At 29.1% G+C, this 24,447-nt stretch carries 21 protein-coding genes, 2 pseudogenes and 3 riboswitches; of the genes and pseudogenes, 5 read left to right on the top strand and 18 right to left on the bottom strand.

Annotated elements, in window-relative coordinates; all coding sequences use genetic code 11:
* Nucleotides 1-192: 192 nt before the first annotated feature.
* Nucleotides 193-1,392: an MFS transporter gene (locus COL3_RS09755; protein ID WP_008424334.1), complete on the bottom strand. Its 1,200-nt coding sequence runs from the start codon at nt 1,390-1,392 to the stop codon at nt 193-195.
* 21 nt (nt 1,393-1,413) lie between these two features.
* Nucleotides 1,414-1,872, bottom strand: a complete 459-nt coding sequence (locus COL3_RS09750; protein ID WP_008424332.1) for a helix-turn-helix domain-containing protein — start codon at nt 1,870-1,872, stop codon at nt 1,414-1,416.
* Between the two features lie 266 nt (nt 1,873-2,138).
* Here COL3_RS09750 and COL3_RS09745 point away from each other — a divergent pair, with 266 nt between their 5' ends.
* Nucleotides 2,139-2,747, top strand: a complete 609-nt coding sequence (locus COL3_RS09745) for a hypothetical protein (RefSeq protein ID WP_008424329.1) — start codon at nt 2,139-2,141, stop codon at nt 2,745-2,747.
* A 122-nt stretch (nt 2,748-2,869) separates the two neighbouring features.
* Here the strand turns inward: COL3_RS09745 and COL3_RS09740 are convergent, their stop codons facing one another.
* Both COL3_RS09740 and COL3_RS09735 read right to left on the bottom strand, forming a co-directional pair.
* Nucleotides 2,870-4,369 carry a mismatch repair ATPase (MutS family) gene (locus tag COL3_RS09740; RefSeq protein ID WP_008424327.1) on the bottom strand — a complete coding sequence of 500 codons (1,500 nt, stop codon included), beginning with the start codon at nt 4,367-4,369 and terminating at the stop codon, nt 2,870-2,872.
* On the bottom strand, nt 4,366-5,892 hold the full coding sequence (locus tag COL3_RS09735; protein ID WP_008424325.1) for a mismatch repair ATPase (MutS family): 1,527 nt from the start codon (nt 5,890-5,892) through the stop codon (nt 4,366-4,368). Before COL3_RS09735 ends, COL3_RS09740 begins: the two co-directional genes overlap by 4 nt.
* Before the next feature lie 84 nt (nt 5,893-5,976).
* Nucleotides 5,977-6,049, bottom strand: a riboswitch (Fluoride riboswitch).
* Nucleotides 6,050-6,270: 221 nt separating this feature from the next.
* Nucleotides 6,271-6,330: riboswitch (Fluoride riboswitch) on the top strand.
* A gap of 107 nt (nt 6,331-6,437) precedes the next feature.
* On the opposite strand from COL3_RS09735, the pseudogene COL3_RS29260 reads away from it, so the two are divergent.
* Nucleotides 6,438-7,730: pseudogene (locus COL3_RS29260) on the top strand (voltage-gated chloride channel family protein); the annotation flags it as partial.
* 865 nt (nt 7,731-8,595) lie between these two features.
* Here the strand turns inward: COL3_RS29260 and crcB are convergent.
* The 5 genes from crcB to eno all read right to left on the bottom strand — a co-directional run bounded on the left by crcB (nt 8,596) and on the right by eno (nt 14,026).
* Nucleotides 8,596-8,973 carry a fluoride efflux transporter CrcB gene (crcB, locus tag COL3_RS09725; RefSeq protein ID WP_008424322.1) on the bottom strand — a complete coding sequence of 126 codons (378 nt, stop codon included), beginning with the start codon at nt 8,971-8,973 and terminating at the stop codon, nt 8,596-8,598.
* 632 nt (nt 8,974-9,605) lie between these two features.
* Nucleotides 9,606-10,697, bottom strand: a complete 1,092-nt coding sequence (locus COL3_RS09720) for a hypothetical protein (RefSeq protein WP_099716607.1) — start codon at nt 10,695-10,697, stop codon at nt 9,606-9,608.
* A gap of 65 nt (nt 10,698-10,762) precedes the next feature.
* Nucleotides 10,763-11,968 (bottom strand): MFS transporter, encoded by a 1,206-nt coding sequence (locus COL3_RS09715; protein ID WP_008424317.1) that lies wholly within the window; start codon nt 11,966-11,968, stop codon nt 10,763-10,765.
* Nucleotides 11,969-12,026: 58 nt separating this feature from the next.
* Nucleotides 12,027-12,662 (bottom strand): DUF190 domain-containing protein, encoded by a 636-nt coding sequence (locus COL3_RS09710; protein WP_008424315.1) that lies wholly within the window; start codon nt 12,660-12,662, stop codon nt 12,027-12,029.
* Between the two features lie 98 nt (nt 12,663-12,760).
* Nucleotides 12,761-14,026 (bottom strand): phosphopyruvate hydratase, encoded by a 1,266-nt coding sequence (eno, locus tag COL3_RS09705; RefSeq protein WP_008424314.1) that lies wholly within the window; start codon nt 14,024-14,026, stop codon nt 12,761-12,763.
* A 248-nt stretch (nt 14,027-14,274) separates the two neighbouring features.
* Nucleotides 14,275-14,339, bottom strand: a riboswitch (Fluoride riboswitch).
* Nucleotides 14,340-14,786: 447 nt separating this feature from the next.
* Between eno and COL3_RS09700 the strand changes: the two genes are divergently transcribed.
* The 3 genes from COL3_RS09700 to COL3_RS09690 all read left to right on the top strand — a co-directional run bounded on the left by COL3_RS09700 (nt 14,787) and on the right by COL3_RS09690 (nt 16,981).
* Nucleotides 14,787-15,314 carry a Chromate resistance protein ChrB gene (locus COL3_RS09700; RefSeq protein WP_008424311.1) on the top strand — a complete coding sequence of 176 codons (528 nt, stop codon included), beginning with the start codon at nt 14,787-14,789 and terminating at the stop codon, nt 15,312-15,314.
* Entirely contained in the window at nt 15,314-16,510 is a 1,197-nt protein-coding gene (locus COL3_RS09695; protein WP_008424309.1) for an MFS transporter, read from the top strand. Before COL3_RS09700 ends, COL3_RS09695 begins: the two co-directional genes overlap by 1 nt.
* A gap of 66 nt (nt 16,511-16,576) precedes the next feature.
* Nucleotides 16,577-16,981 carry a YkvA family protein gene (locus COL3_RS09690; RefSeq protein WP_008424307.1) on the top strand — a complete coding sequence of 135 codons (405 nt, stop codon included), beginning with the start codon at nt 16,577-16,579 and terminating at the stop codon, nt 16,979-16,981.
* A 25-nt stretch (nt 16,982-17,006) separates the two neighbouring features.
* On the opposite strand, the gene COL3_RS09685 is transcribed toward COL3_RS09690, so the two are convergent.
* The 9 genes and pseudogenes from COL3_RS09685 to COL3_RS09645 form a co-directional block, all read right to left on the bottom strand.
* Entirely contained in the window at nt 17,007-17,207 is a 201-nt protein-coding gene (locus tag COL3_RS09685; protein WP_008424304.1) for a hypothetical protein, read from the bottom strand.
* Between the two features lie 95 nt (nt 17,208-17,302).
* On the bottom strand, nt 17,303-17,467 hold the full coding sequence (locus COL3_RS09680) for a FeoB-associated Cys-rich membrane protein (protein ID WP_008424302.1): 165 nt from the start codon (nt 17,465-17,467) through the stop codon (nt 17,303-17,305).
* Between the two features lie 71 nt (nt 17,468-17,538).
* Nucleotides 17,539-19,689, bottom strand: a complete 2,151-nt coding sequence (gene feoB, locus COL3_RS09675) for a ferrous iron transport protein B (protein WP_008424300.1) — start codon at nt 19,687-19,689, stop codon at nt 17,539-17,541.
* Nucleotides 19,690-19,761: 72 nt separating this feature from the next.
* Nucleotides 19,762-19,983, bottom strand: a complete 222-nt coding sequence (locus COL3_RS09670) for a ferrous iron transport protein A (RefSeq protein WP_008424298.1) — start codon at nt 19,981-19,983, stop codon at nt 19,762-19,764.
* Nucleotides 19,984-19,996: 13 nt separating this feature from the next.
* Nucleotides 19,997-20,206: a FeoA family protein gene (locus COL3_RS09665; protein ID WP_008424296.1), complete on the bottom strand. Its 210-nt coding sequence runs from the start codon at nt 20,204-20,206 to the stop codon at nt 19,997-19,999.
* Between the two features lie 454 nt (nt 20,207-20,660).
* Nucleotides 20,661-23,090: a heavy metal translocating P-type ATPase gene (locus COL3_RS09660; RefSeq protein ID WP_008424294.1), complete on the bottom strand. Its 2,430-nt coding sequence runs from the start codon at nt 23,088-23,090 to the stop codon at nt 20,661-20,663.
* Between the two features lie 15 nt (nt 23,091-23,105).
* A pseudogene (locus COL3_RS09655) lies at nt 23,106-23,258 on the bottom strand (transcriptional regulator); the annotation flags it as partial.
* 297 nt (nt 23,259-23,555) lie between these two features.
* On the bottom strand, nt 23,556-23,924 hold the full coding sequence (locus COL3_RS09650; protein WP_008424289.1) for a metalloregulator ArsR/SmtB family transcription factor: 369 nt from the start codon (nt 23,922-23,924) through the stop codon (nt 23,556-23,558).
* A 156-nt stretch (nt 23,925-24,080) separates the two neighbouring features.
* The gene (locus COL3_RS09645) at nt 24,081-24,335 is read right to left on the bottom strand and encodes an FMN-binding protein (protein ID WP_008424287.1); all 255 of its coding nucleotides are present in this window, start codon (nt 24,333-24,335) and stop codon (nt 24,081-24,083) included.
* Nucleotides 24,336-24,447: the final 112 nt, after the last annotated feature.

The following is a 24,447-nucleotide window of genomic DNA, read 5'->3' as shown; positions in this document are numbered from 1 at the left end:
TTACTTAATTTAAGTACAGCGTGCTAGCTTGCTAATCTTTATCTGAATAATAATCATTTTCACCAATATTTCTACTTTCAACTATAACCTTAAATTGTAAAAATAATTGTATTTATAACCCTATTTTAAAACAAAAAACCTTATAGAAATCACATGCCCATCACATAAAACTTCATATGAATTTAATATCCTCTAAACCCATATATTAATATCTTCTTTTGAAAATGTCATCATAATCATTAGAAGGCTTGATACTAAAGCTAAAATTCCTCCAAGCAAAAAAGGTGCTGACGCTCCAACCTTGTCCCAAAGCAACCCTGCAATTATACTTGACGGTAATGTTGCCATACTTACTGATGTATGGAATACCCCAAATGCTGAACCTCTTTGATGCGAAGGTACAAGGTCAGAAACCAATGTTCTTTGAGCACCATCGGCAAGTCCTTTGTATATACCATATAATCCAATCATTAACCATAAAATACTTGAGTCATGAGCAAAGGCAAATCCAAAATAAACAATTGAAAAAACTACATATCCAATTATTATTAATAGTTTTCTACCTATTCTGTCTGATATTATCCCTGATGGGATAGAAAGAATAGTAGCCACTAAACTGAAAACAGCCCACCAAATAGGAATCACGGTTGGATCTATCCCTAAATTTTGTGCTCTTAGTATTAAAAATGCATCACTTGAATTACCTAATGAAAATAATATTACTATTAAAAGAAAACTCTTAAAGTCTTTATTCAATCCCTTCATTGAAGGAGGCATTATTCTAGACTCAACTCTATCTGTCTTTTCTTTTAATAGAAAAGTTACTACCATTACCGTTAGAAACATTGGAATAGCAGTTAAAGAAAAAATAAGTTTATAATTACCAGGGTGAGCTTTTAGAATTTCATAAGCTAAAACTGGTCCAACTACTGCTCCAAAAGCATCCATTGCTCTATTAAGTCCAAAAGCTCTCCCCCTTGATGATTTACTCGACTCATCTGCTATAAGTGCATCTGCAGGTGCTAAACGAATACCTCCTCCAAGCCTATCTGAAAATCTAAAAAATATAATAGCAAAACCACTATTTACAAATGCTAAAATAGGGCGACTTATTCCTGCTAATAAATATCCCAAGATAACAAATATCTTTCGTTTCCTTAATTTATCTGAAAACCATCCTGAAAATATACGTACAATTCCTGCCGTAAAATCAGCAATCCCCTCAACTGTTCCTATGAATGTTTTATTTAAACCTAAAGAGGTTAGAAAAAGTGGAAGAACCACATTTACCAAACCTCCGCCTATATCTGCTAAAAAAGTAGCAAAACTTAAATACTTAACATTGGAATTTATCCTTTTAGAATCTACATCTTCAAATTCATTTGAACTCATAGTCTCTTATGCTCCTTTTAATTAATAATACTTGTTGGTCTGTTTTTTTGTTGTTATTTTGACTTCATCTCTTAAAGACCAAAATATTTTAAACTCTAATTTCTCTATATCCCTTTTTTGCTTATAACTAATACTTAGCTTAACATCATCGGGTATATTGATATTGAAATTCAAATCCTTTATTAATGATTTTATGTCATTATTCTCTTTTAACTTTGAAGCCTCGTTACAAATATCATTTATTATGTCTTTATAATTTCCCTCTTTATCTTGGTAAACTGCATATGTTTCATCTTGGTTTGTGTAGCTGACAGAGTCCCCAGAACCGATCCAGTCAATTAAAGCTTTTCTGCTAAATCTCCATTCTCTTCCTATCTTTCTTGCGGGTAAATGGTCTTCCCTTAGTAATTTAATCATTGTTCTATCACTAACATGTAAAAATTCACAAGCTTCTTCAAGCGTTAAAATTTCATTTTCCATACTTACGATCCCTCCTTTAGTTATAATATAATTATACAACACAAAATGATTTATGCAAAATAAATGAATTTAATATCATTTTGAACGAATTTAATGTCTTTTTAATTGATTTATATTTCTATTTAAATTATAATATTCAATGGAATACATACATTGCAAGTAGAGAAAAATAACATAAAAATCAAACGCTATAATTAAGTGATGTTATTTAATTAAGTATTTATTAATTTAGAAGGAAACGTACGTTACAAAAGGAGATAATGATTATGTTACAAAATGATACCTCAAACTATAATAACGATAATGCTAAAAAAAATATAAAAGTTATTATTAAAAATCCTAAAGAAAAGAGAATTATAAGATTATCAATAGTTCTTGCCACAATATTCGTTATCTTTAGTTTTCTTTTCGCTACACCGCCTATTGCCAAGCACATTCCAATATCAGTAAGCATTTATAGCTTATTGAACAGAGTTCTAAACTTCGGTTCAAAATGGTCTGCAATAATAGGTATTGCTTTTGCGATGGGGTGGTATGTAGTGACTAAATTGCTAAAAAAGAATAAAGAGGAAAATATACCGTCAAGCAAATTATTAATATCATTTGCCAGAATAGCAAGATTGTATCATGTTCCGATAGCCATTCTTGCTTTAGGTTTTGCATTTGTTCACGCTTATATTGATATATTAAATGGAGTCAAGTTAAATATTGGCTATATTACAGGATTTATTGCTTTATTAACATTTATTCTTGTATCCATTTCTGGTATACGAAGATATATGGCAAAACATAAATTGCATTTAGTATCAAGTATTATTTTGATAGCCCTTCTGATAATTCATATTATATATTTTATGTTTTTTAATGGTAATTAAAGTTTTATTCTAATATACGATAACGATATATATAATTACATAACAAATAAGGATAGAACTTACAGTGTACTATAAGTTCCATCCTTATTTTATATTTATAATATTTTTAAAATTATGCTACATTAATTTATATCAAATATGTCTTTATACAAGTCTTCTCCAAAGCTTGTTTTTAGAGGTTCTCCCTCTACTAAGTTAAAGCTTCTTTCTCCATTTTCTTTTCTTTCAGCTCTCAAAAAGACTGCATTTTCTAATTCTTTATTATAAAAACTACTTGCATAGTCAAAAAAATGAGTAACAAATACAACCTTTATATTCTTTTCTATTAAAGCATTAGTAATCTGCCTTGCTATTTCTGAACCTTCTCTTTCATTTGTTGCTGCAAGCGATTCATTAAAGTAAATTATAGAATTTGGTGTAATGTGTTCAATAATCTTGTTCATCCTATTAAGTTCTTCATCTAATTTACCACTCTTCATTGTAGAATCTTCTTGTCTACGATAATGAGTGAAAATACCTTCACATATATTTGCTGAAAAATTATCTGCTGGCACAAACATTCCACATTGCATCATTACTTGTGCTAAACCAAGACTTCTTAAGAAAGTTGATTTTCCACCTTGATTAGCTCCTGTAATAATTACAAGATTTTTATTTTGTGCTTTCAATTTATTACCTACTATATTTCCTTTCATATTTAAAGCAAGACAAACATCATATAATTCATTAAAATCAAATTCTCTACTTTCTATTGATAAAGGCATTGGAAAAGTTGTTGGCTCTCCTATTTCTTCAAGCTTTAATTTCAGATTCATGCATCCTATATAAAAAGCCAATTCCATTCTTAAATTACTAAAAAAACTTAAAATACCATCAACTGACTGTGCAAGTATATTCGCAACAATGTTAATTCCTCTGCCCTGTAATTCTGCTAAAGCATCTATTCCTCTTTCATCGCGTTCCCCAATATAAAATCTCCATATAAATTCATCTTTATTAAATAATTTACTCATTATAGTTTTCTTTTTTTCATTTGGTTTTCTTAGTATATAATTTATTCCTTTGTTTCCTTGACCAAGCTCTACACTTATATAAATTTCATTCCAAGATCTGCACTCTTTTAAATGACTCTCAACTATTGAAGAATATTCATCATTAAATTCATTTTTAAGCATAGAGAAAAAATTATTAAAGCCTTCTGATTCAAATTTTTCGTTATATTCATACGCAATATTTCTTAATTTTTTTATCATACTCATAAACATTTCTAATACATTTGCAGATCTGCTTAAAATTGAACTAGGATTATTACTAAAAATACCTAAGAAATTTTTTTTTTCGTTTTCAATAGCTTGTATTGAAATATCGTAAATATCCTTAATAATAGTATAATTTTTAATACAATCTTTTAATATATCCTGCCTATACAATATATCACTAGGAGCTTTTAAACTTGATAAAACAACATTTTTTACTGTCTCATAAATAAATTTATCATTGCATGACATATAAGAAAATAAAGTTTCCAATTCTAAATCCTGTATTAAATTTTCTTCATTAAAATCCTCTTTATTAACTACAGTAAAATCTTTATTTTTATATAAAAGAAATGATTTTATCATAATATCCGCTCCTTTAAACATTTATAAGTAAGATGATATTTTTCCACTAGGGAAATTGCATATGCAAGTCCATCAGAGTCCTTTCTTATAATTTTAAAAGTCCTCGAATTATTATTTTCTGGAATGACTGCACTTACCATACTGACAACCTTATCATCTATATCAGCTAACTCATATGCAAAAGTTACAAATACGCATAAGGCATCTAATTTAATTATTTTATTCATAATTTCTTTTCCTAGAAAAATAGCATCATGTAATGTTGTTGAAGAGAATATTTCATTCATAATAATAATGCTTTTAGGTGTTGACTTAATCAAAGTATCATGTATACGTATAAGATCATCTTGTAATTTTCCGTTTAAAGTTTTTATATCTTCTTCTCTTTCAAAATGAGTGAATATATTGTCAAACAAAAACATTTTTCCACTACTTCCTGGTATAGGACATCCTATCGCTGATAAATAATGCAATTGTCCAAACATACGAGCAAAGGTTGTCTTTCCTCCTTGATTAGGACCAGAAATCACAAAAATACGTTCATTATTTTTAAAATAAAAATCATTACATACAATAGGCATATCTTGATTAATCAATTTTTCACTTAATGATAAATCAAATCCATCTTTTATAAAAATTTCTTTATTCTCAGTGGATACTTCAGGATAGCAGAAATTTAAATTTATCCTTTTAAATCTTTTTATATATTCTAAATAACACATATAAAATTGAACTTCTCTATCAAATTCCTTTATCTTAATATCTTGAAACTCCTTATTCTTTATACGATACTCTTTTATAGTTTCAAAAATGTCTGGATATAATATAGAAACTATTTCTAATATCTTTGCTTCGACATGATTCATATATAATGATGAATTAAATTTATATTTATAATCCTTATTAGAATCTTGTATAAACTTTTTAAATACTTCTTCTATTTCAATATTATAATCTTTCTCATTTTCATATTTTTTGATCTTAACACAATTACTTTTTATAGAGAGGCAATATTTTACTTTTAACAATTTTTCCTTTAAATCAATAAAGTCTATTTTTAATATAGCGAATTCTTCAGATTTTATATATTCCTTAACATATTCTAAAAATTTTTTGAAACCACTAGATTTAATTTCTATATCCATCAAATTCCACACAAAATTTTCCACTGAATTGCAATAGAATTCTATAATATCTAAAAAGCAACTATCTTTTTGTAACTCATAATTAAGCCTGCTCATCTCTTCTAATTTATTTCTTATAGTACTCATATTCTCACAAAATTCTTTAACTTTAGAAAATAAATTTTGATTTTCTAAATCTTTCATTATTTCATGACGATACAAAATCTCATCTAAGTTATTTAAAGGCTTAAAGAAAAAAGGTTTCAAATTATACTCTTGTTTTCCTAAAGTAATATTGTTAATAATTTGATCTAAGTGTAAATCATTAAAATACTTTGGCATTTCTTCATTATCGTTTATAGGATTCTCTTTAAGGTATAATATACTTTCAAAACTCATACTTAACATCCTTTCTTTAGATAAAACTAAACAGAAGTTATTATAGCTTTCAGGTAAATAAAAAAAAGCCAATAATTTCTGCGAAACATCACAGAAGTCATTAGCTTGTTAGCGTTTTAGGTATAAACCACGGGAGTACTTCATTCCCAATATTTATTTATTTAATTTTATCATTAAATGCAATAAATTTCAATTTATATCATAACTTCCAAGTCATAAATTTCTAAATTTTTAATTTATAAAATCTCATAATAATTTTTCAAAGGTTATAGCTATATGAAATGATATCGTTTAGTAATAAAACTAAATTAATCTATTTTGAATTCTCAGCATCTATACAAATTGTTCAAATAAATTAATTATGATAATATTACTAATATATTTTCAGGTGATGGAGTTCGCCTTTAACTGCGTAATGCTAATGACTCCTACAAAATAGTGGTAATCCGCTTTTTTGTAGGAGCCATTTTTAATTTTCCAAATATACACAATAATTACGTATGGCAAATCATATCAATAAAAATAATAAGAAAAGGAGAACAATAATGCAGAAAAGTAATTCAAAAACTTTAAAAACTATTTTATTTATTAGAAATTTAAACATGAGCACAATCCTTGGTCTCTCATTTTTAAAATGGATTGTAATTAGTACAATTATAGGATCACTAATAGGATCTGCTGCTGCTTTCTTTTTAAAAAGCTTGGATATTGCTACAACTTTGAGAAATGATAATCCTTGGTTATTATTCCTTTTACCAATTGGTGGTGCTTTCGTGAGCTTCTTATATTCTAAATATGGAAAAAATTCATCCAAAGGTAATAATTTAATCATAGATAAAATTAATACAAGTGAAGATCACATTCCTTTACGTATGGCACCTTTAGTTTTTCTTGGAACTTTTATAACTCACTTATTTGGGGGTTCTGCTGGAAGAGAAGGAACAGGTGTACAAATTGGTTCCAGTATAGCAGAAAGCATTGGAAAGTTATTAAAATTAGATAAAACGGATACTAAAATTATTCTGATGTGTGGTATCAGCAGTGGATTTGGTTCTGTATTTGGCACTCCCCTTGCTGGTACTATATTCGGACTTGAAGTAGCTGCTCTTGGAACTATGAATTATGCTGGACTAATTCCTTGCTTTATTTCGGCTTTTGTAGGAAATCTTATAACTGAAGTATTGGGAATTCATCATACTCATTATAGTATTTTAGAAATTCCTGATATCACATATGGAGTAGTATTAAAAGTTGTAATTGCTGCAATTTTATTTGGATTAATTAGTAAGTTATTTAGTGAATTAACACATAAATTAAAAGAAGTTTTTTCTTCTGGCTTTGAAAATACTTCTATTAAAAGCTTTATTGGTGGAATTATCATAATTGCTTTTACATACATAATAGGAACACGAGATTACCTTGGTCTAAGTATCCCATTAATTAATGATTCATTTACTGGACATGTTAGTTCTTTTGCATTTTTAAGTAAGATCATATTTACTTCATTTACTTTGGGTACAGGCTTTCAAGGTGGCGAGGTTACTCCTTTATTTGTAATAGGATCTACATTCGGAAATACTCTATCAAGTATACTTAATATTTCACCTTCATTTTTAGCTGCCTTAGGCCTTATTGGAGTATTCGCTGGTGCTACAAATGCACCTATAACTTCTTTTGTTTTAGGCTTAGAAATGTTTGGTTCAGCAGGTATGGAATTTATGTTTATGACTTGTGCTATAAGCTATTTATTCTCTGGCCATTCTGGTATTTATACCTCTCAAAAGATTGGTATAAGCAAAAGTAGATTAATTAAAGTCCCTCAAGAATCTACTCTTGCTTACTATAGAAAAAAGAAAATCGAAGAAAAAAAATCTAAAGATAATCAAATTCTTGTAGGTCAATTTAAATTTGGAATTTCAAGTATAGAATTGCCTAGTGTTGAAGGACTAAATATTTATAAGATAAAATGTAGTGAAAAAGGTATTAGACTAGTTCATCGATCATTTAATCCTGATGGCGGTGCATGGTCTGCAAATCCAACTAAAGGACAGCTAAAACATATTCATTTAAAAGATAACACTGAGGAAATCCATGCTATTAATGTGGCTAAATCTCATGGACAAAAAGATAAGCTATTTTTAATAAACACCAATTTATTTAACAGTATTGAAATTCAATATGCAGTTCAAAAGCATCATGATAAAAATAATTACCAATATAATAATATTGAAGACGATGACTATACTGAATATAATAGTGAATCTAATCAAGTTACACTGCAAAATCAATTTAAACTTTTAAAATCTAGCATTGAACTTCCAAACCCTAAGGGAGAAAATATTTATAAAATTTCAGTTAAGGGTGATAAAGTTAGACTAAACCATAAATCATATAATCCTGATGGATGTACATGGTCAGCTCCTCCAAGTAGAGATCAAGAACAACATATAGATTTATATGAAGGTGAGCATACAATAAAATTATCTGTTGAAGAACATTTTGGGCGAAAAGATAAAATCACTTTAGTTAATACTAGTTTTAAAAATAGCGTTGATATAGCCTATAATGTTAGTAAAACAGCTGATGATTACAGTTTAGAAAACCTTAGCTAAACAAACAATAATACTAATAAATTAAAAAGAGAGAATTAAAAACTCAAGTAATTATGAAAATAAATTACTTGAGTTTTTAATATAGTAAATATTAAACAATAACCTTACTTACTGATGTAGCCAAAACAACTCCTCCTAAACTCAAAAAAACATTTAGAAGAACATTTACTGCTCCAAGAAAATATTTTCCGTCACTTATTAAGCCTATTGTTTCATAACTAAATGTGGAGAATGTTGTAAGTCCCCCCATAACTCCTGTAGTTAAGAAAAGCCTTAAATTTGGTGATATAAATTCTGTAGACACACTTAATTCCATTATCATCCCTATAAGAAATCCACCAACTACATTTACAATTAATGTCCCAAATGGAATGCTGGAATTAAATAAATTTGCTGAATGTTTAGTAATTAAATACCTAATTGATGCTCCTATACATCCTCCAATACCGACATAAATAATTCTTTGCAAATTAATCCCTCCCATAAAAATGAATCATCATAATTATCAATAGTAAATCTAATGCTATGATTTCAAGCATCAATTAGAGCATATATTATCAAATTAATCTTCAATACCAAAATTATTTATATATGCGCAATTGGTCAACGCATTCACACATTATATAGTTAATTTAATAAAGCACTATATAATACGCTAGATGGTAACACAACATCTAGACTAACCCTTAATGAGTGGCTATTTTATATTCTTGGCACTCTATCGCCTAATATATTTTTCTAAATCCCCTCATCATTCGGCTTATATACTTAAAAGTATACCTATTTTCTAATAGATTGAATCAGCCGTATCAAGTGAAACTTGATTCAGGTGAAGTTTGATCTCCATCTGAATCTTAGTTGAACTTATCTAGGGTCGTGCCACTGTTATCTCTCACCTTAATAGAAAAGTAGAGAACCAAAAGTGATGCTCCAAAAGTGAGAGTCCAAATTTTTACATTTAGGTTCTCGAACTTTCCCCTTGTGGGCATCTTGTATTTGGTTAGCAGAACTTTCACACAGTGCAATCTTTGATTTTGTGTGATTCACTTTCTCCTTTTGGTCGGATGGGAGTGTTACAGTGGCTAGACATCAGATAAATATTTAATTAACATATTCATTTTCATTAAATTTATCGCACATATCTGAAGAGTCTATCTTCTTTACTATTATGCCTTTTCTTTCAGCCTTATATATTATTTTTTCTTCCAGCTCGTAATAGCTCCAACTATTATTTTCCCTGCTTTTATCTAACTTTTTCAAACATATGTATTCACATCTATGTTTTAATGCAAATTCAACTATATTCTTAGATAAAAAATGATTATATGTTTTTATAAAATTTCTTTGTTTCTCTCTAAATCCTTCAATAGATTTAAATTTATCTTTTTTCCCCCTCCCACCTTTTGAAAATTTTAATTGTTCATATAATCTTTTACTTCTAGCTTTAAATTGTAATTTCATTCTATTAAATTCCGAAAAATCACCTAATGATTTTTTTATATAAGGCTTGTCATTTATAGACATATAAACAGGAACTTCCTTTCCAAAATCAATTTCTAATACTCGATCTTTTATAGGTGTATATTTTTCTTTTTTCATCGGGATATTCAGTGTAAGAATCAATATTAATTCATTTTTATTATTAAAATACATTAAACTTTGTGAAACACTATATTCTTTATTAATTACTTTATCTAAAATATTTTTAACTTCTTTTAAATTTTTATTCTCACCCAATATGCATTTAAATTGAATTTTATTTACCCAGTTAATTAATATATCTTTTTTATTTTCATCATATATAAATTTTAAGTTTCGTCCTCTTGTCATAAGTGGAAATGTTCTTCTATAATTATTCACATTTCTTTCTCCACGAGCCATACCATTTTTAATTGCACTTTTAAAATCTTTTTTAACCCTTTGAATTATGTTAGACTTACTATCTATACCAATTCCAAAATTAATTCCCTGAAAAATGCTAGAAGAATTAGTAATTCTCCTTTGATGTTCCTTAAATTTTTCACAACTTAAATCCATATTATTTGAATAATATCCACTAATTAAATAGCCCATACACCTATTAAGACCTTGATATTGTGCATATTGACTATCACGAATAAATCTATACTGACTTTTTCTTATTTCATCATCAGGATTATTGATTATTATTCTTATTTTTTTTACTGTATTCATTTAGTCAATACCCCCTATGAAAATATACATTTTATAGACTAATTCCAACTTTTTAAGTATTAATATTAACTCTCTTTACTATAAGTTGTTTCAATGTTAAACATCATAGTTAATATTATTGCCATAATTGAGCATATTGCCCCAAAATAAAATGGTGCTGATGGAGATACTTTATCCCATAACAAACCAGCAATAGCACTTGCCGGAATAGCTAATAATCCAACAGAAGCATTATATAGTCCAAAGGCTGTTCCTCTCATTTTTTCATCTACTAAGTGAACTATAAGAGATTTTGCTATACCTTCTGTAGTTGAATAATATACTCCATATATGATATATAATACCCATATATGCCAAGGTAATTTAGCAATAGCAAAACCTATATAAGTTAATGCATATAAAAACCATCCTAATCTCATAACATTAATTCTTCCAATCTTGTCTGAAAGAATTCCACTTGGTATAGAAAGCAAGGCATAAAACAAATTAAATACAGCTATAATTATTGGAATTTCAAAAGGAGATATACCTAAATTTTCAGCTCTTAAAATTAAAAATGCATCACTACTATTTCCTAATGTAAATATAAACATAATAATAAGTAATAACATGAATTTACCTTTTAGTATAGAATCATCAAATTTGAACTTTGTTCCTACATCTTCACCGACTCTTTCTTTAACAAATATTCCAATTATAACGATTGTCATAAATGCGATAATTCCTGCAACTATAAACAAATATTGATATTTTTTTATGTCTCCATATACCGCAAATTTTAAAAGCAAATATGTTGTAATTAATGGTCCTATAAAGGAACCCAACGTATCCAATGTTCTTTGCAACCCAAAGGCAAAGCCTGTCTTATTCTTTTCAGATGATTTTGCTACAAGTGCATCTCTTGGTGCATCTTTTAATCCTTTACCTACACCATCTAGTAATCTTAATCCTAGAACACTAAAAGTACCCGTTGCTAAAAACAAAATTAATCTTCCTATTGCTGAAAGTAAATATCCTATAAAAACTATTGACTTTCTTTTTCCTATTTTATCTGAAATAATTCCAGATAAAATTTTGAAAATACTTACTATAGTAGTAACTGAGCCTTCAATAAGTCCTATAGTACTTTTATTTAGCCCTAAAACTTGAGAATAAAATGTTGGTAAAACAGGTGAAATCATATCTTGGCTTAAGCCACCAAAAAATGCTACCCAACCTAATCTCACAATATTTTTATTAGTAAGATCATTTTCAATATTATTCTTAGACAAAATCATCATCTCCTTTTTTTCATATAAATTAAATCTTTAATTATTTCATCATTTCTTTCTATTTATTAATTATTAAATCTATTGGTGTTGTAAATACGGCACCCTCCTCAACAATATTTTTAAGTTCGTCCAATAAATCTTGTAGATTTTCAGATGGAACAATACATTCTACTACAATCGGCATTTTTTCACTAAAAGAAAATATCTTTTGTTTATGAACAACTCTATCTTTACCATATCCAACAATTCCTTTAGTTACAGTAGCCCATATAACCTTTTTCTTTCGAAGAAATTCTAAAACTTTTTCATACTCTTCCTTTTTAAACCATGAATTATCTTCTTTGGTATAAACTTTAACCACAAAATATTTATGCATTTCCATATCTTTTTCCTCCATCCCCCTAATAACACTTACTTGTCCATGCGGTATCTTTTTAATAATATCTTGTTTAACTTTTTCTATTTGGTTGTTATCAGCAACTGTTTCTATGATAATCGCTAAATCATTAAATTGTATATCTTCAAGGACAATTGAGTGAATAGCACTTTTATGATCAAGACTTAACTCTCCTCGTCTAACTGTGACCCCTGGAAAACCTTCTTTCCATAGAAATTCTCTTATATCTTTATAAACATTACGTGAATTAGAATTAAATTCCTGTTCTCCAACAATTATTCTTAATAAACTATTCATTTTATTAATTCCCCCTCGCCATTTATATTTAAATAATGAGTATATAAATTATAATTACATACTCATTATCATAATCAGCGCATCTCCCATAATAAGTCTTATTTTTTTAATTTAAATGGTGTCATAATTGCGTCTTTTCCTAATTCCTCTTGAATTCTTAAAAATTGATTATATTTAGATACACGTTCTGACCTAGCCATTGAACCAGTTTTAATTTGACCTGCACATAATCCTACTGCAAAATCTGCAATGAATGTATCTTCTGTTTCTCCAGATCTATGAGAAATCATAGTTGTATAGCCTGCTTTACGTGCTAATCTTATTGTTTCAATTGTTTCTGTAATAGTTCCAATCTGATTTAATTTAATTAAAACTGAATTTGCAATTTGTTTTTCAATACCTTGTTGTAAAATTGATGGGTTAGTAACAAATATATCATCACCTACTAACTGAATTCTATTTCCTAACTCTTTAGTTAATACATCCCAACCATCCCAATCATGTTCAGATAGTCCGTCTTCTATTGAAATAATAGGATAATTATCTACTAGCTTTTTATAATATTGAGTCATTTCTTCAGATGTTAGTTTTTTTCCTTCAAAGTCATATACTCCATTTTCATAGAACTCACTAGCAGCTGGATCTAAAGCAATAGCAATATCTTTTTGTGGAATATATCCTGCCTTTTCAATTGCCTGAATAAGTAATTCTATGGCTTCTTCACTAGATTTTAGATGAGGCGCAAATCCTCCTTCATCCCCAACAGAAGTCACTAATCCTCTTTCTCCTAACAAACGTTTTAGCATATGATATACTTCAGAAATACTTTCCATTCCTTCACGAAAATGTGAAAATCCTATAGGCGTAATTAAAAATTCTTGAATATTAATTCCAGAGTCAGCATGCTTCCCCCCATTAATAACATTAAAAAATGGAAGTGGCAATTCAATATCAATACCACCAAGGTAACGATAAATCGGAATTTTTTCTGATTGAGCGGCTGCACGACAAACAGCCATAGATGTACCTAAAATAGCATTTGCACCTAATTTCATTTTAGTAGTTGTTCCATCTAAATCAATAAGTATTTTATCTATAAGCTCTTGATTAAAAGGTAATAAACCAATTAATGCTTCTCTTATAGGACCATTTACATTTTCGATGACTTTTGAAACCCCCTTACCATTTAATCTTTTTCCCCCATCACGAAGTTCAACTGCTTCTTTATCACCAGTTGATGCACCTGATGGAACACTTGCTCTGCCTAAGCTTCCATCTTCTAATACAACATCAACTTCAATTGTAGGATTCCCTCTTGAATCAAAGATTTCTCTTGCAGTGACCATTTGAATTTTTTTACTCATAACTTATCCTCCTAAAAGTAAATTATAATAAGAATTTTTGACATACTATAAGTGCAGTTTACCCTAAATTTTTATTTATTATGCTCTAATACTTTTTCATAACTTAAGTACTAATATAATTCACAATCCTAATTTATATAAAAGGCAATCAAAAATATTTTTGTAAAACACTATCAGTTCAAAACTATAATTTATACACTTATTGGAGAAATAATCTAAAAAAACAAAAAGACCCCTACTATATTTTTATTATAGTAGAAGTCATTAATCTCCAAAGAGATGTTTAAAGGCGAACTTCATCACCTATGAAATTTCTTTTTTACACTGTTATAGATATATTTTCTATTTATTGTAATTATAATTTAAATTCCAATAACTTTCAAGCATTAAATACTATTCTTAATTATTTTAACCTGACATACCTTACTTCTTCAACTATTATGACTAAGTTATTATATATGCTCTAAAAGATAAATTCGAAAAATGCTGAAATCTATTTTTTCATTTTATGTATTCTTCTAAGTTATATTACTACAATATCGTTCATTCCACTAAATTCTTCATCAAAATTCCATTGTTAATATGTAGTAATAGTATATTACACTTGATTATTTTTCATACTTAATTTTAATTACTTATACTTTTACGCAATCTAAGAATACTATGAATTTACTTTACAAAATATTTTTATTACTTTATAATTTTTGTAACCAGTATAACATGTAACCAGTATAACATATAATGTAAAGGAGATGATCATTTGAATTGGAGAACTCTCATATATCAAATTCCAAGAGAACCACAAAAAAATAGAATGTCCGTATGGAGAAAATTAAAATCAATTGGCTCTCTAAATGTACTCCAATCTATTTGGATACTACCGGATACAAACGAATGTCAAGAAGAATTTATGAAACTTACAAGCCAAGTTAACAATATTGGAGGTCACGCTTTTACTTGTATTATGGTAATTGATGACGAACAAGAAAATAGTACCTTAATATCTAATTTTAATAAAGAAAGAGAATTAGATTATAGGGAACTTCTTGGCAAATGTAGAGATTTTGTAGACGAAATAAATAGAGAAACTGAAAATGAAAACTTCATATTTGCTGAATTTGAAGAAAATGAACAAGAACTTGAAAAACTTTATAACTGGCTAAAGAAGATTGAAAAAAAAGATTATTTTCATTGTGAATTTAAGAATACTATTATTAAAAATTTAGAAAAGTGCCAAAACATGTTAAATGAATTTAGTAATCAAGTGTATGAAAGGAATGATATATAATGAATCAAAATGTAAATAAAAAAAAAATTGCACTTGAATTTATACTTTTATTTGGATTAATTAGTGCCTTAGGAGATATAACCTATGAGGGAGCAAGAAGTGTTTATGGAGATTATTTAGGATTTTTAGGAGCAAGCGCAATTACCATTGGCTTTGTAACAGGGTTTGGGGAATTTTTAGGTTATGCTCTGCGACTTATATCTGGTTACTTTATTGATAAAACTGGTGATAGTTGGCTAGTAACTATTTTAGGTTATGCTATGCTTATTTCAGTTCCACTATTGGCACTAGCAGGTAATTGGCAAATAGCAGCGTTATTTATTATTCTTGAAAGAATAGGTAAGGCAATACGAAGTCCGGGAAAAGATACTATGCTTTCTCATGCAACAAAACATCTTGGTACAGGGATTGGTTTTGGAATAAGTGAAGCTCTCGATCAAATCGGAGGATTTATCGGACCGTTAATATTTACTATGTCCCTTTCATATATGGGTGGATATAAACAAGGATTTAAAATTATGTGGATTCCAGCAATTTTAGCTGTAATGGTGGTATCATATACAAGATATAAAGTTCCAAAACCATCTATGTTAGAGGAAAATATAGAAAGCAGCATAAAGGCAAATGAAGAAAAAAATATTTCTAAAAAACATTTCTCTAAAAACTTTTTGTATTATTCACTATTTATTTTCTTTAGCGTACTTGGCTTTGCTAACTTTCCTATAATATCTTATCACCTTATGTCACAAAAAGTATTAAGTGAAGCGCTAATCCCTACTTTATACGCAATAGCAATGGCAGTAGATGGAGTGTTTGCTATTTTCATAGGTAAATATTATGATGAAAAAGGATTATTTTCTTTAATGTTAATACCTATCTTAAGTGTTCCTGTAGCGATTTTAGGATTCTCCATGAACTCTGTCTTTGCAATTATTGCCATAATATTATGGGGTTGTGTGATGAGTATACATGAAACTATAATGAAAGCTGCTATTGCTGACATAACAACCATTTCAAGTAGAGGTAAAGCATATGGTCTTTTCAATACTATTTATGGTATTGCAATGCTTTTAGGGAGCACGATTATGGGATACTTATACGAGTATTCACCACACTCTATTCTTATTTATGTAGTTATAATAGAAATACTTGCTCTTGTAATTTATATTATATTTAAAAATAATATAAATAAATAAATTTATAATGTTAATTTGGATTTAGTAAGATGTTACGACAGAAGTCAGTTAAATTTGAGGTGTTTTATGGAAAATAAATTAAGCGAAAGATTGAAAATTTGGTTTTCAACGATTAAGCAAAAAATAAAAAAAATAAAAAAGGATATTGGAGCATTATATTTAGCATACAAACGACCTGATGTACCCTTTTATGCAAAATTAGTTTCAATATTAGTAGTAGCTTATGCTTTAAGTCCTATTGACTTAATACCTGATTTTATACCTGTCTTTGGATACCTTGATGATTTGGTTTTACTGCCACTTGGCATTGCATTTGCTATAAAACTAATACCAGCAAATATTATGAATGAATGTAGACAACAATCAGAAAATATTTTTAAAGAAGGTAAGCCTAAAAACTGGGTTGCTGGAGGTATTATAATATGTATTTGGCTTATAATAATTAGCTATATTTTAATAAAGATAATTTAAATTTGATGTTCTTTATGCTTCGGTATCATCTTACAACCATATAATCACCATTACTGAGCTCAACTACATCTGCTTTAATTGTTCTTGCTATCTCCAGTGATAACTGCTTTTGTTCTTCGATATTTTTTGCAATAAGTATCAATGGATTTCCATTTTGTACCCTATCCTTATCAATAGTTATGTATGCAATAATTTCATGATTCAATTTATCTAAATCTCTGCTCATTTAAGAATATACTTATATATTGTCCTGATACTTTTTATTTTTTACGCAAATTATGAGTATTGTACATCAAAGTTCTCATTTTTATTTTAGTTGATTTACTTCTTTTGCGCTTCTGTTCCGTGGCATGCATTATTTGAAGAGCATCCAGAGCAACCGCAGCCACAACCACTCTCTCCATTTTTAGCTTTTTTTATTTGATTTACTATTACAAGTGCCATTAAACCAAATATAATACCACCTAAAACAATTGTTGCTATCATAAATATCACTCCCTATTTTTGAATTTAAGTAGGTAATTATATTTAAGTTTACCTACTTAATTTTCATATTGCTATTTTGTATAACTTAGTTTCCCGCCAACTTGTTTTTCTTTTGAACTTCTTCCTGTTAATATAACTATTGCTACAACTATTATAGCTATTGCTACAGAAGTTACAGCTCCAATTAAACTTCCATTACCTAACAAAAAACTACCAACCTGATTAATAACAAGTGCAACTATATAAGCAGTAACTGTTTGGAATCCTAAAGTAATGCATGTCCATTTCCATGATCCCATCTCACGTCGCATTGTGCCAATTGCTGCAACACAAGGAGCACAAAGCAGATTAAATACCATAAATGAGAATCCACTCGCTGCTGTGAACATTACTGAAATATTTTGAATAAGTGTTGGATCTGTTTCATTTGCACCAGCTATTCCATAGAGAACTCCAAATGTTCCAACAAGATTTTCTTTCGCAATAAGTCCAGTAACTGTTGCAACAGCTGATTGCCAATTTCCAAAACCAAGAGGTGCAAAAATAGGTGCTATTACATTACCTATGCTTGCTAATATACTTTCTCCAGCATCTACCATTTCAAGTGACCAGTTAAATGATTGTAAAAACCATATTGTTGTACAAGAAGCAAATATAATTGTACCTGCCTTAATAATAAATGATTTTGCTCTTTCCCACATATGCATTAAAACACCTTTTAAACTTGGAACATGATATTGAGGAAGTTCCATAACAAATGGTGAAGGATCTCCAGAAAATAATTTAGTTTTCTTTAAGATAATACCACAAACAATAATCATAGTTATTCCTAGAAAATAAGCTGCTGGCGCTACCCAAACTGCTCCACTAAAAAATACCCCTGCTATTAATGCAATAACTGGCAATTTAGCACTACATGGAATAAATGTAGTTAACATAATTGTCATTTTTCTATCTCTATCATTTTCCATAGTACGAGTTGACATAATACCTGGTACACCACAACCTGAACTAATTAGCATTGGTATAAATGATTTACCTGAAAGACCAAATTTACGGAAAATTCTATCCATAATAAAAGCTACACGAGCCATATATCCGCAATCTTCAAGAATTGATAATAAGAAGAATAAAACCATAATCTGTGGAACAAATCCAAGTACTGCTCCAACACCTCCAATAATTCCATTCATTATTAATCCTTGTAACCAATCAGCAACATTTGCTGATACTAACCAATTTGAAACAGTTCCTTGTATTATCGTTCCGAATAGCACATTGTTTGTCCAGTCAGTTACTATAGTTCCAATCGAACTTATTGCTATGTAATATACGCTAAACATAATAGTCGCAAAAATTGGAAGTGCTAAAAAACGATTTGTAACAATTTTATCAATTTTATCTGAAGTTGTTTCTTTTCCATTATTAATTCTCTTAACAGCACTTGAAACAACGTCACCTATAAATGCATATCTATCGCCTGTAACAATACTTTCACTATCATCATCAACTTCATCTTCATATTTTTTTATTATTATTTCTATTTCATCTAAAGCTATTTGGGTAACATTTAGCTTTTCAATGATGTTTTCATCTCGCTCAAAAAGTTTAATTGCAAGCCAAGACTTTTCTATATATTCAGTTTGAATACTTTTAATTATTACTTTTTCAATTTCTTCAAATGCTTTTTTTGCTTCATCAGAATATTGCAATATAAAATTAGGTTTATTTTTTGATTTTGCAGCTTCTATTGCCTTTTCTGCTGCTGCTTTAATTCCATTACCTTTTAGCGCTGTTGTTTCAACTACCGGACACCCCAAGCTTTTTGATAACTTCTTAATATCTATTTTATCACCATTCTTTTCTACAATATCCATCATATTAAGTGCTATAACTGTTGGAATTCCTAATTCTAAAATTTGAGTAGTTAAATATAAATTTCTTTCAATATTTGACGCATCAACTATATTAATTACTGCGTCTGGTTTGTCATTTATCATAAAATTACGTGTTACAACTTCTTCAAGAGTATATGGTGATAAAGAATACACCCCTGGTAAATCAACTATTTCAACATCTTTACTTCCTTTTAACTTACCACCCTTTTTTTCAACTGTAACCCCTGGCCAATTCCCAACATATTGAGATGACCCTGTAAGTTCATTAAACATAGTCGTCTTTCCGCAGTTAGGATTTCCTGCAAGACCTATTTTAATTGACATTTTTATTCCTCCTTGTCACTACTATATACTTTTCAATTAAACAGATTTATAGTATATATGTTTTCCAATAAATTACTCTATAACTATCATTTCTGCATCAGCTTTACGAAGTGTTAATTCATATCCACGAACTGTTACCTCTATTGGATCTCCCAACGGTGCCACCTTACGAACATAAACCTCACACCCTCTTGTAATTCCCATATCCATAATACGTCTGCGAACAGCTCCAAGGCCTTCAACCTTTTTAACTTTAACAGTTTGTCCGCATTTTATTTCTTTTAATGTGCTCATTTTGATACTCCTCCTAAACTATTATTCTACTTGCCATCCCTTTATCTAATGCGACTCTACTGTCCTTAACGTTTATTATGAGATTTCCTCCAAGTTCAGAAATAATTTTAATTGTTTCCCCAACTACAAAACCTAAACTATTTAGAAACCTTTTTGTTTCATCATTCCCAATTATCTTTTTAATATTTATTTCGCTTCCTTTAGTTGCTAATATTAATGGCATATATATCCTCCTTATATTTAATTGCATAAATTGATACGCCCATTCCCTGATATATTAATGTTTCTAAATTACTGTCGTTTATAATTTCTTTAAAACTATATTAGCGAAATAGGTATAAACTCACTAAAAATCATTTACTAACTAATTTAACTATCTCTATTATATAAATACTAATAAAAACAGCACTCAATTGATAATGATTTTTAATTAACTATTTTATATAAAATATAATAACACTTTTTTCACTTATTGAAAATGATTTTCATTGTTTCTTGAAATAAATATCACTTTATCAATGATAACGTTTTGTTTTTCCTTATTAATTTTATTTAGATAATTTATTTAATAATTTTTAACATTTTTTTAACCACTACATTTACTATCTTCTTCGTGAAGTCTATATATCTATAATAAAAAAGTGTGGCCATAACATTATGACCACACTTAATATATTCTACATATTTTCTACTTTCATAGCTCTCATAGCATTTAAAACTGCAACAAGCGCTACTCCAACATCACCAAATACTGCTTCCCACATAGTCCCCATACCAAAAGCTACAAGAATTAATATTATAAGTTTAACACCTAAAGCAAAGACTATATTTTGCATTACTATACTTCTTGTTTTCCTTGCTATTTTTATAGCTGAAGCAATCTTTGAAGGTTCGTCTGTCATTACAACTACGTCAGCAGCTTCAATTGCAGCATCTGAACCAACACCACCCATTGCTATTCCTATATCAGCTCTAGCTAAAACCGGAGCATCGTTTATTCCATCTCCTACAAATACCACCTTGCCTTTAGCTGACTTTTCTTTAAATAACAATTCTAGCTTTTCGACTTTTTGATCTGGTAATAATTCAGCATGAACTTCATCTAATCCTAGTTCATTAGCGATTTTATTTCCAACTGTTTTATTATCCCCTGTTAGCATTACTGTCTTTTTAATACCAATTGATTTTAAAGCTTTTATAGCTTTTGCAGAATCTTCTTTTACTTCATCAGATATTACTATATATCCTGCATATTTTTTATCTACCGCAACATGAACTACTGTGCCTATTGTTTCTACTTTCTCATAAGATATATTCTCTTTTTCCATTAATTTATAGTTACCTGCTAATACTTCCTTTCCTTCAAACACAACCTTAACACCAAGCCCTGATATTTCTTCATAGTTCTCTAGTTCCTCTTTAGCTATTTCTTTACCATAGGTATTTCTTATAGACGTTGCAATTGGATGATTAGAATAACTTTCTGCATGAGCTGCATAAGATATAAGTTCATCTTTTGAAATATTGTTTTGTGCCTTAACTACTGTTACCTTAAAAACACCTTTTGTAAGTGTTCCAGTTTTATCAAACACTACAACTTCAACATCATTTAATGCCTCAAGATAGTTTCCACCTTTAACAAGTATTCCATTCTTTGAAGCTCCACCTATTCCACCAAAGAAACCAAGAGGTATAGATACAACTAAAGCACAAGGACAAGATACTACTAAAAATGCTAATGCTCTATATATCCACTCAGAAAATGTTGCTCCGTCTATAACAAGAGGTGGTATTACAGCTAAAGCTAATGCTGAAAATACAACAATAGGGGTATAATATCTAGCAAACTTTGTTATAAAGTTCTCTGTAGGAGCCTTTTTACTACTTGCATTTTGAACTAAATCAAGTATCTTTGCAATAGTAGAATCACCAAATTCTTTTTCTACTTCAATTGTTAAAAGACCATTTTTATTAATAACTCCACCTAGGACATTATCTCCTACCTCTACTTCTCTAGGAACAGATTCACCAGTTAAAGCAGATGTATCTACCATAGATCTACCATCAATTACTTTACCATCTAGTGGAACTTTCTCACCTGGTTTTACTACTATAATATCACCTATACTAACTTCTTCTGGTGATACTTTTTTAATGTCATGTCCTATTTTCAAATTAGCGAAATCAGGTCTTATATCCATAAGGGCTGAAATAGATTTTCTTGAACGATTAACAGCCATACCTTGGAAAATTTCTCCTAGTTGATAGAACAGCATAACTGCTACACCTTCTGGATACTGACCGATAGTAAAAGCGCCAATAGTTGCTACACTCATAAGAAAGTTTTCATCAAATACTTGACCTCTTCTTATATTTTTTAATGCTCTTAACACTACTTTCCCACCAACAAGTATATAACTTATTAGGTAAAGAACAAGTTCTAATCCAAATGAAAATTTAAAAGCAGTAGCAATACTGAATATCCCCGCACTAACAGCCAGCTTAATTATTTCACCTTTATTACTTTCCTCTTCTGATTCTTGATTTTTATTTTTTAATAATTTATCTTTACCTTCAGATACAATTACATTAACATCTGGCTCAATTCTTTTAACTATTTCTTTAACCTTCTCAATAATAGTATTTTCTTTAGATGGACTATCTATTTCCATAATAAGCTTTGTAGATACAAAATCAACAGTAGCAGATTTTACACCATCAATATTATTAGATTCTCTTTCTATCTTTGCAGCACAGTTACCACAGCATAACCCTTCAAGCAAAATTTCTTTTTTCATCACTTTGTTTGATTGTTTTTCTTTAACCTTTACATGTGCTTCTATATTGGTTACAATATTAATCACTGCTCCTATTAGTTCATCTAGCCTATTAATTTCTTCTATTTCTAATGCTAAAGTTTTAGTAACAAAATTTACATTAGCAGAATGAATTCCATCTAATTCGTTTATCTTTTGCTCCATTTTAGCTGCGCAGTTAGCACATCCAAGTCCTTCTAAAATAAATTCTTTTTTTACTTTTTTCCTACTGTTTTTATTTGATAATTTGGCTTCAGCAGAACTGTTAACTATCTTTATATTATTTGCCATAGTTTTCCCTCCTTAAATTTTTATTCTCGTTGCATCTCCAAGCACTTTAAATAAATCTGCTAAATCGTAAAGAGTTTCATCTTGTGGTATATTTTCATTTACTCTATTAACTACATCCTGGTGTATAATTGTACAATTGCAATTATCAATATTTATTTTTTCTTCCATAATATCATTCCTCTTTACGTGAATATATGAATAACTTTTCATACGTTCATTGTATGCAGATTAGCCTAGTTTGTCAACCAACTTATATAAATATTTTTTCAAAATAAAAAACTGCTTTAACTAATTAAGCAGTTTCTTATGAATTATATTAATGATTTATGGTATTACTGCTAAGGCTTCAATACCTGCATGTAAAGGTGCAGTAATAAAAATGTAAGATAGATCTAATGGTGAATTGTTATTTTAAAGTTTTTAACTAGACAGAATATAAGTATAATAATAACTATTGAGATAATATTATTGATTTTCGGCTATGTGAATCATACCTTGATCAAAGATACTCTTAACATGCTCATCATCTAAGGAATAATAAACTACTTTACCTTCCTTTCTATACTTTACGAGTCTCGCTTGTTTTAAAACTCTTAGCTGATGTGAAATAGCTGAGTGAGTCATACTTAAAAGTGCTGCTATATCGCAAACACACATTTCAGCTTGAAACAATACACATAATACTTTAATCCTTGTACTATCTCCAAGAACTTTAAATAAATCAGCCAAATCATAAAGTGCTTCCTCTTGTGGTATGCATTCTTTAACTTTATTAACTACATCTTCATGTATAATCGTACATCTACAATTTTCTATATCATTTTTTTCTTCCATAATTGCTTCACCTCTTTTTCTGAACATTCATTCATATATTCATTGTATTTAATTCAGATTGTACTGTCAATAAAACTATACACCTATAATCAGTAAAACAACTGCTGACAAAATATATTTGCCAGCAGTTTCATAACAGTCTTTATACTTTCTTATTTAATTTTTTGCTTTCTCTAAAGCTCTTTCAACTGACTGCACCCACCCTTTAGTAGTTGTAGTTGCTCCAGTAATTGTATCAACCTCTGCAGTCTGTTTGTCTACCATTGTCTTAGCCATATCGACTCTGAACTGCTTAAGATTTGGTCTCTTCTTTCCGTCTACTTCTGCACCTGTCCACTGATCATAGTCTACTTCTTGACCATTGGTATCAAGTCTCTTTAAAGTAATCTTTTTAATTTTTTCATCAGGCAAGGAGGCAAATTGCCCTCATAGTGGGCCTATTAGGTCAATTGGGCGACATGAGCAGTGAACCCAAATCTATGATTTGGTGTGAATCGCTTACTCAGCGAGCGTATGCGAGTCG

Origin of the sequence: Clostridium sp. LS (assembly GCF_002760435.1) — a bacterium.
In the GTDB taxonomy this organism is placed as follows: domain Bacteria; phylum Bacillota; class Clostridia; order Clostridiales; family Clostridiaceae; genus Clostridium.
This window is presented reverse-complemented; position numbering and strand designations above follow the sequence as displayed.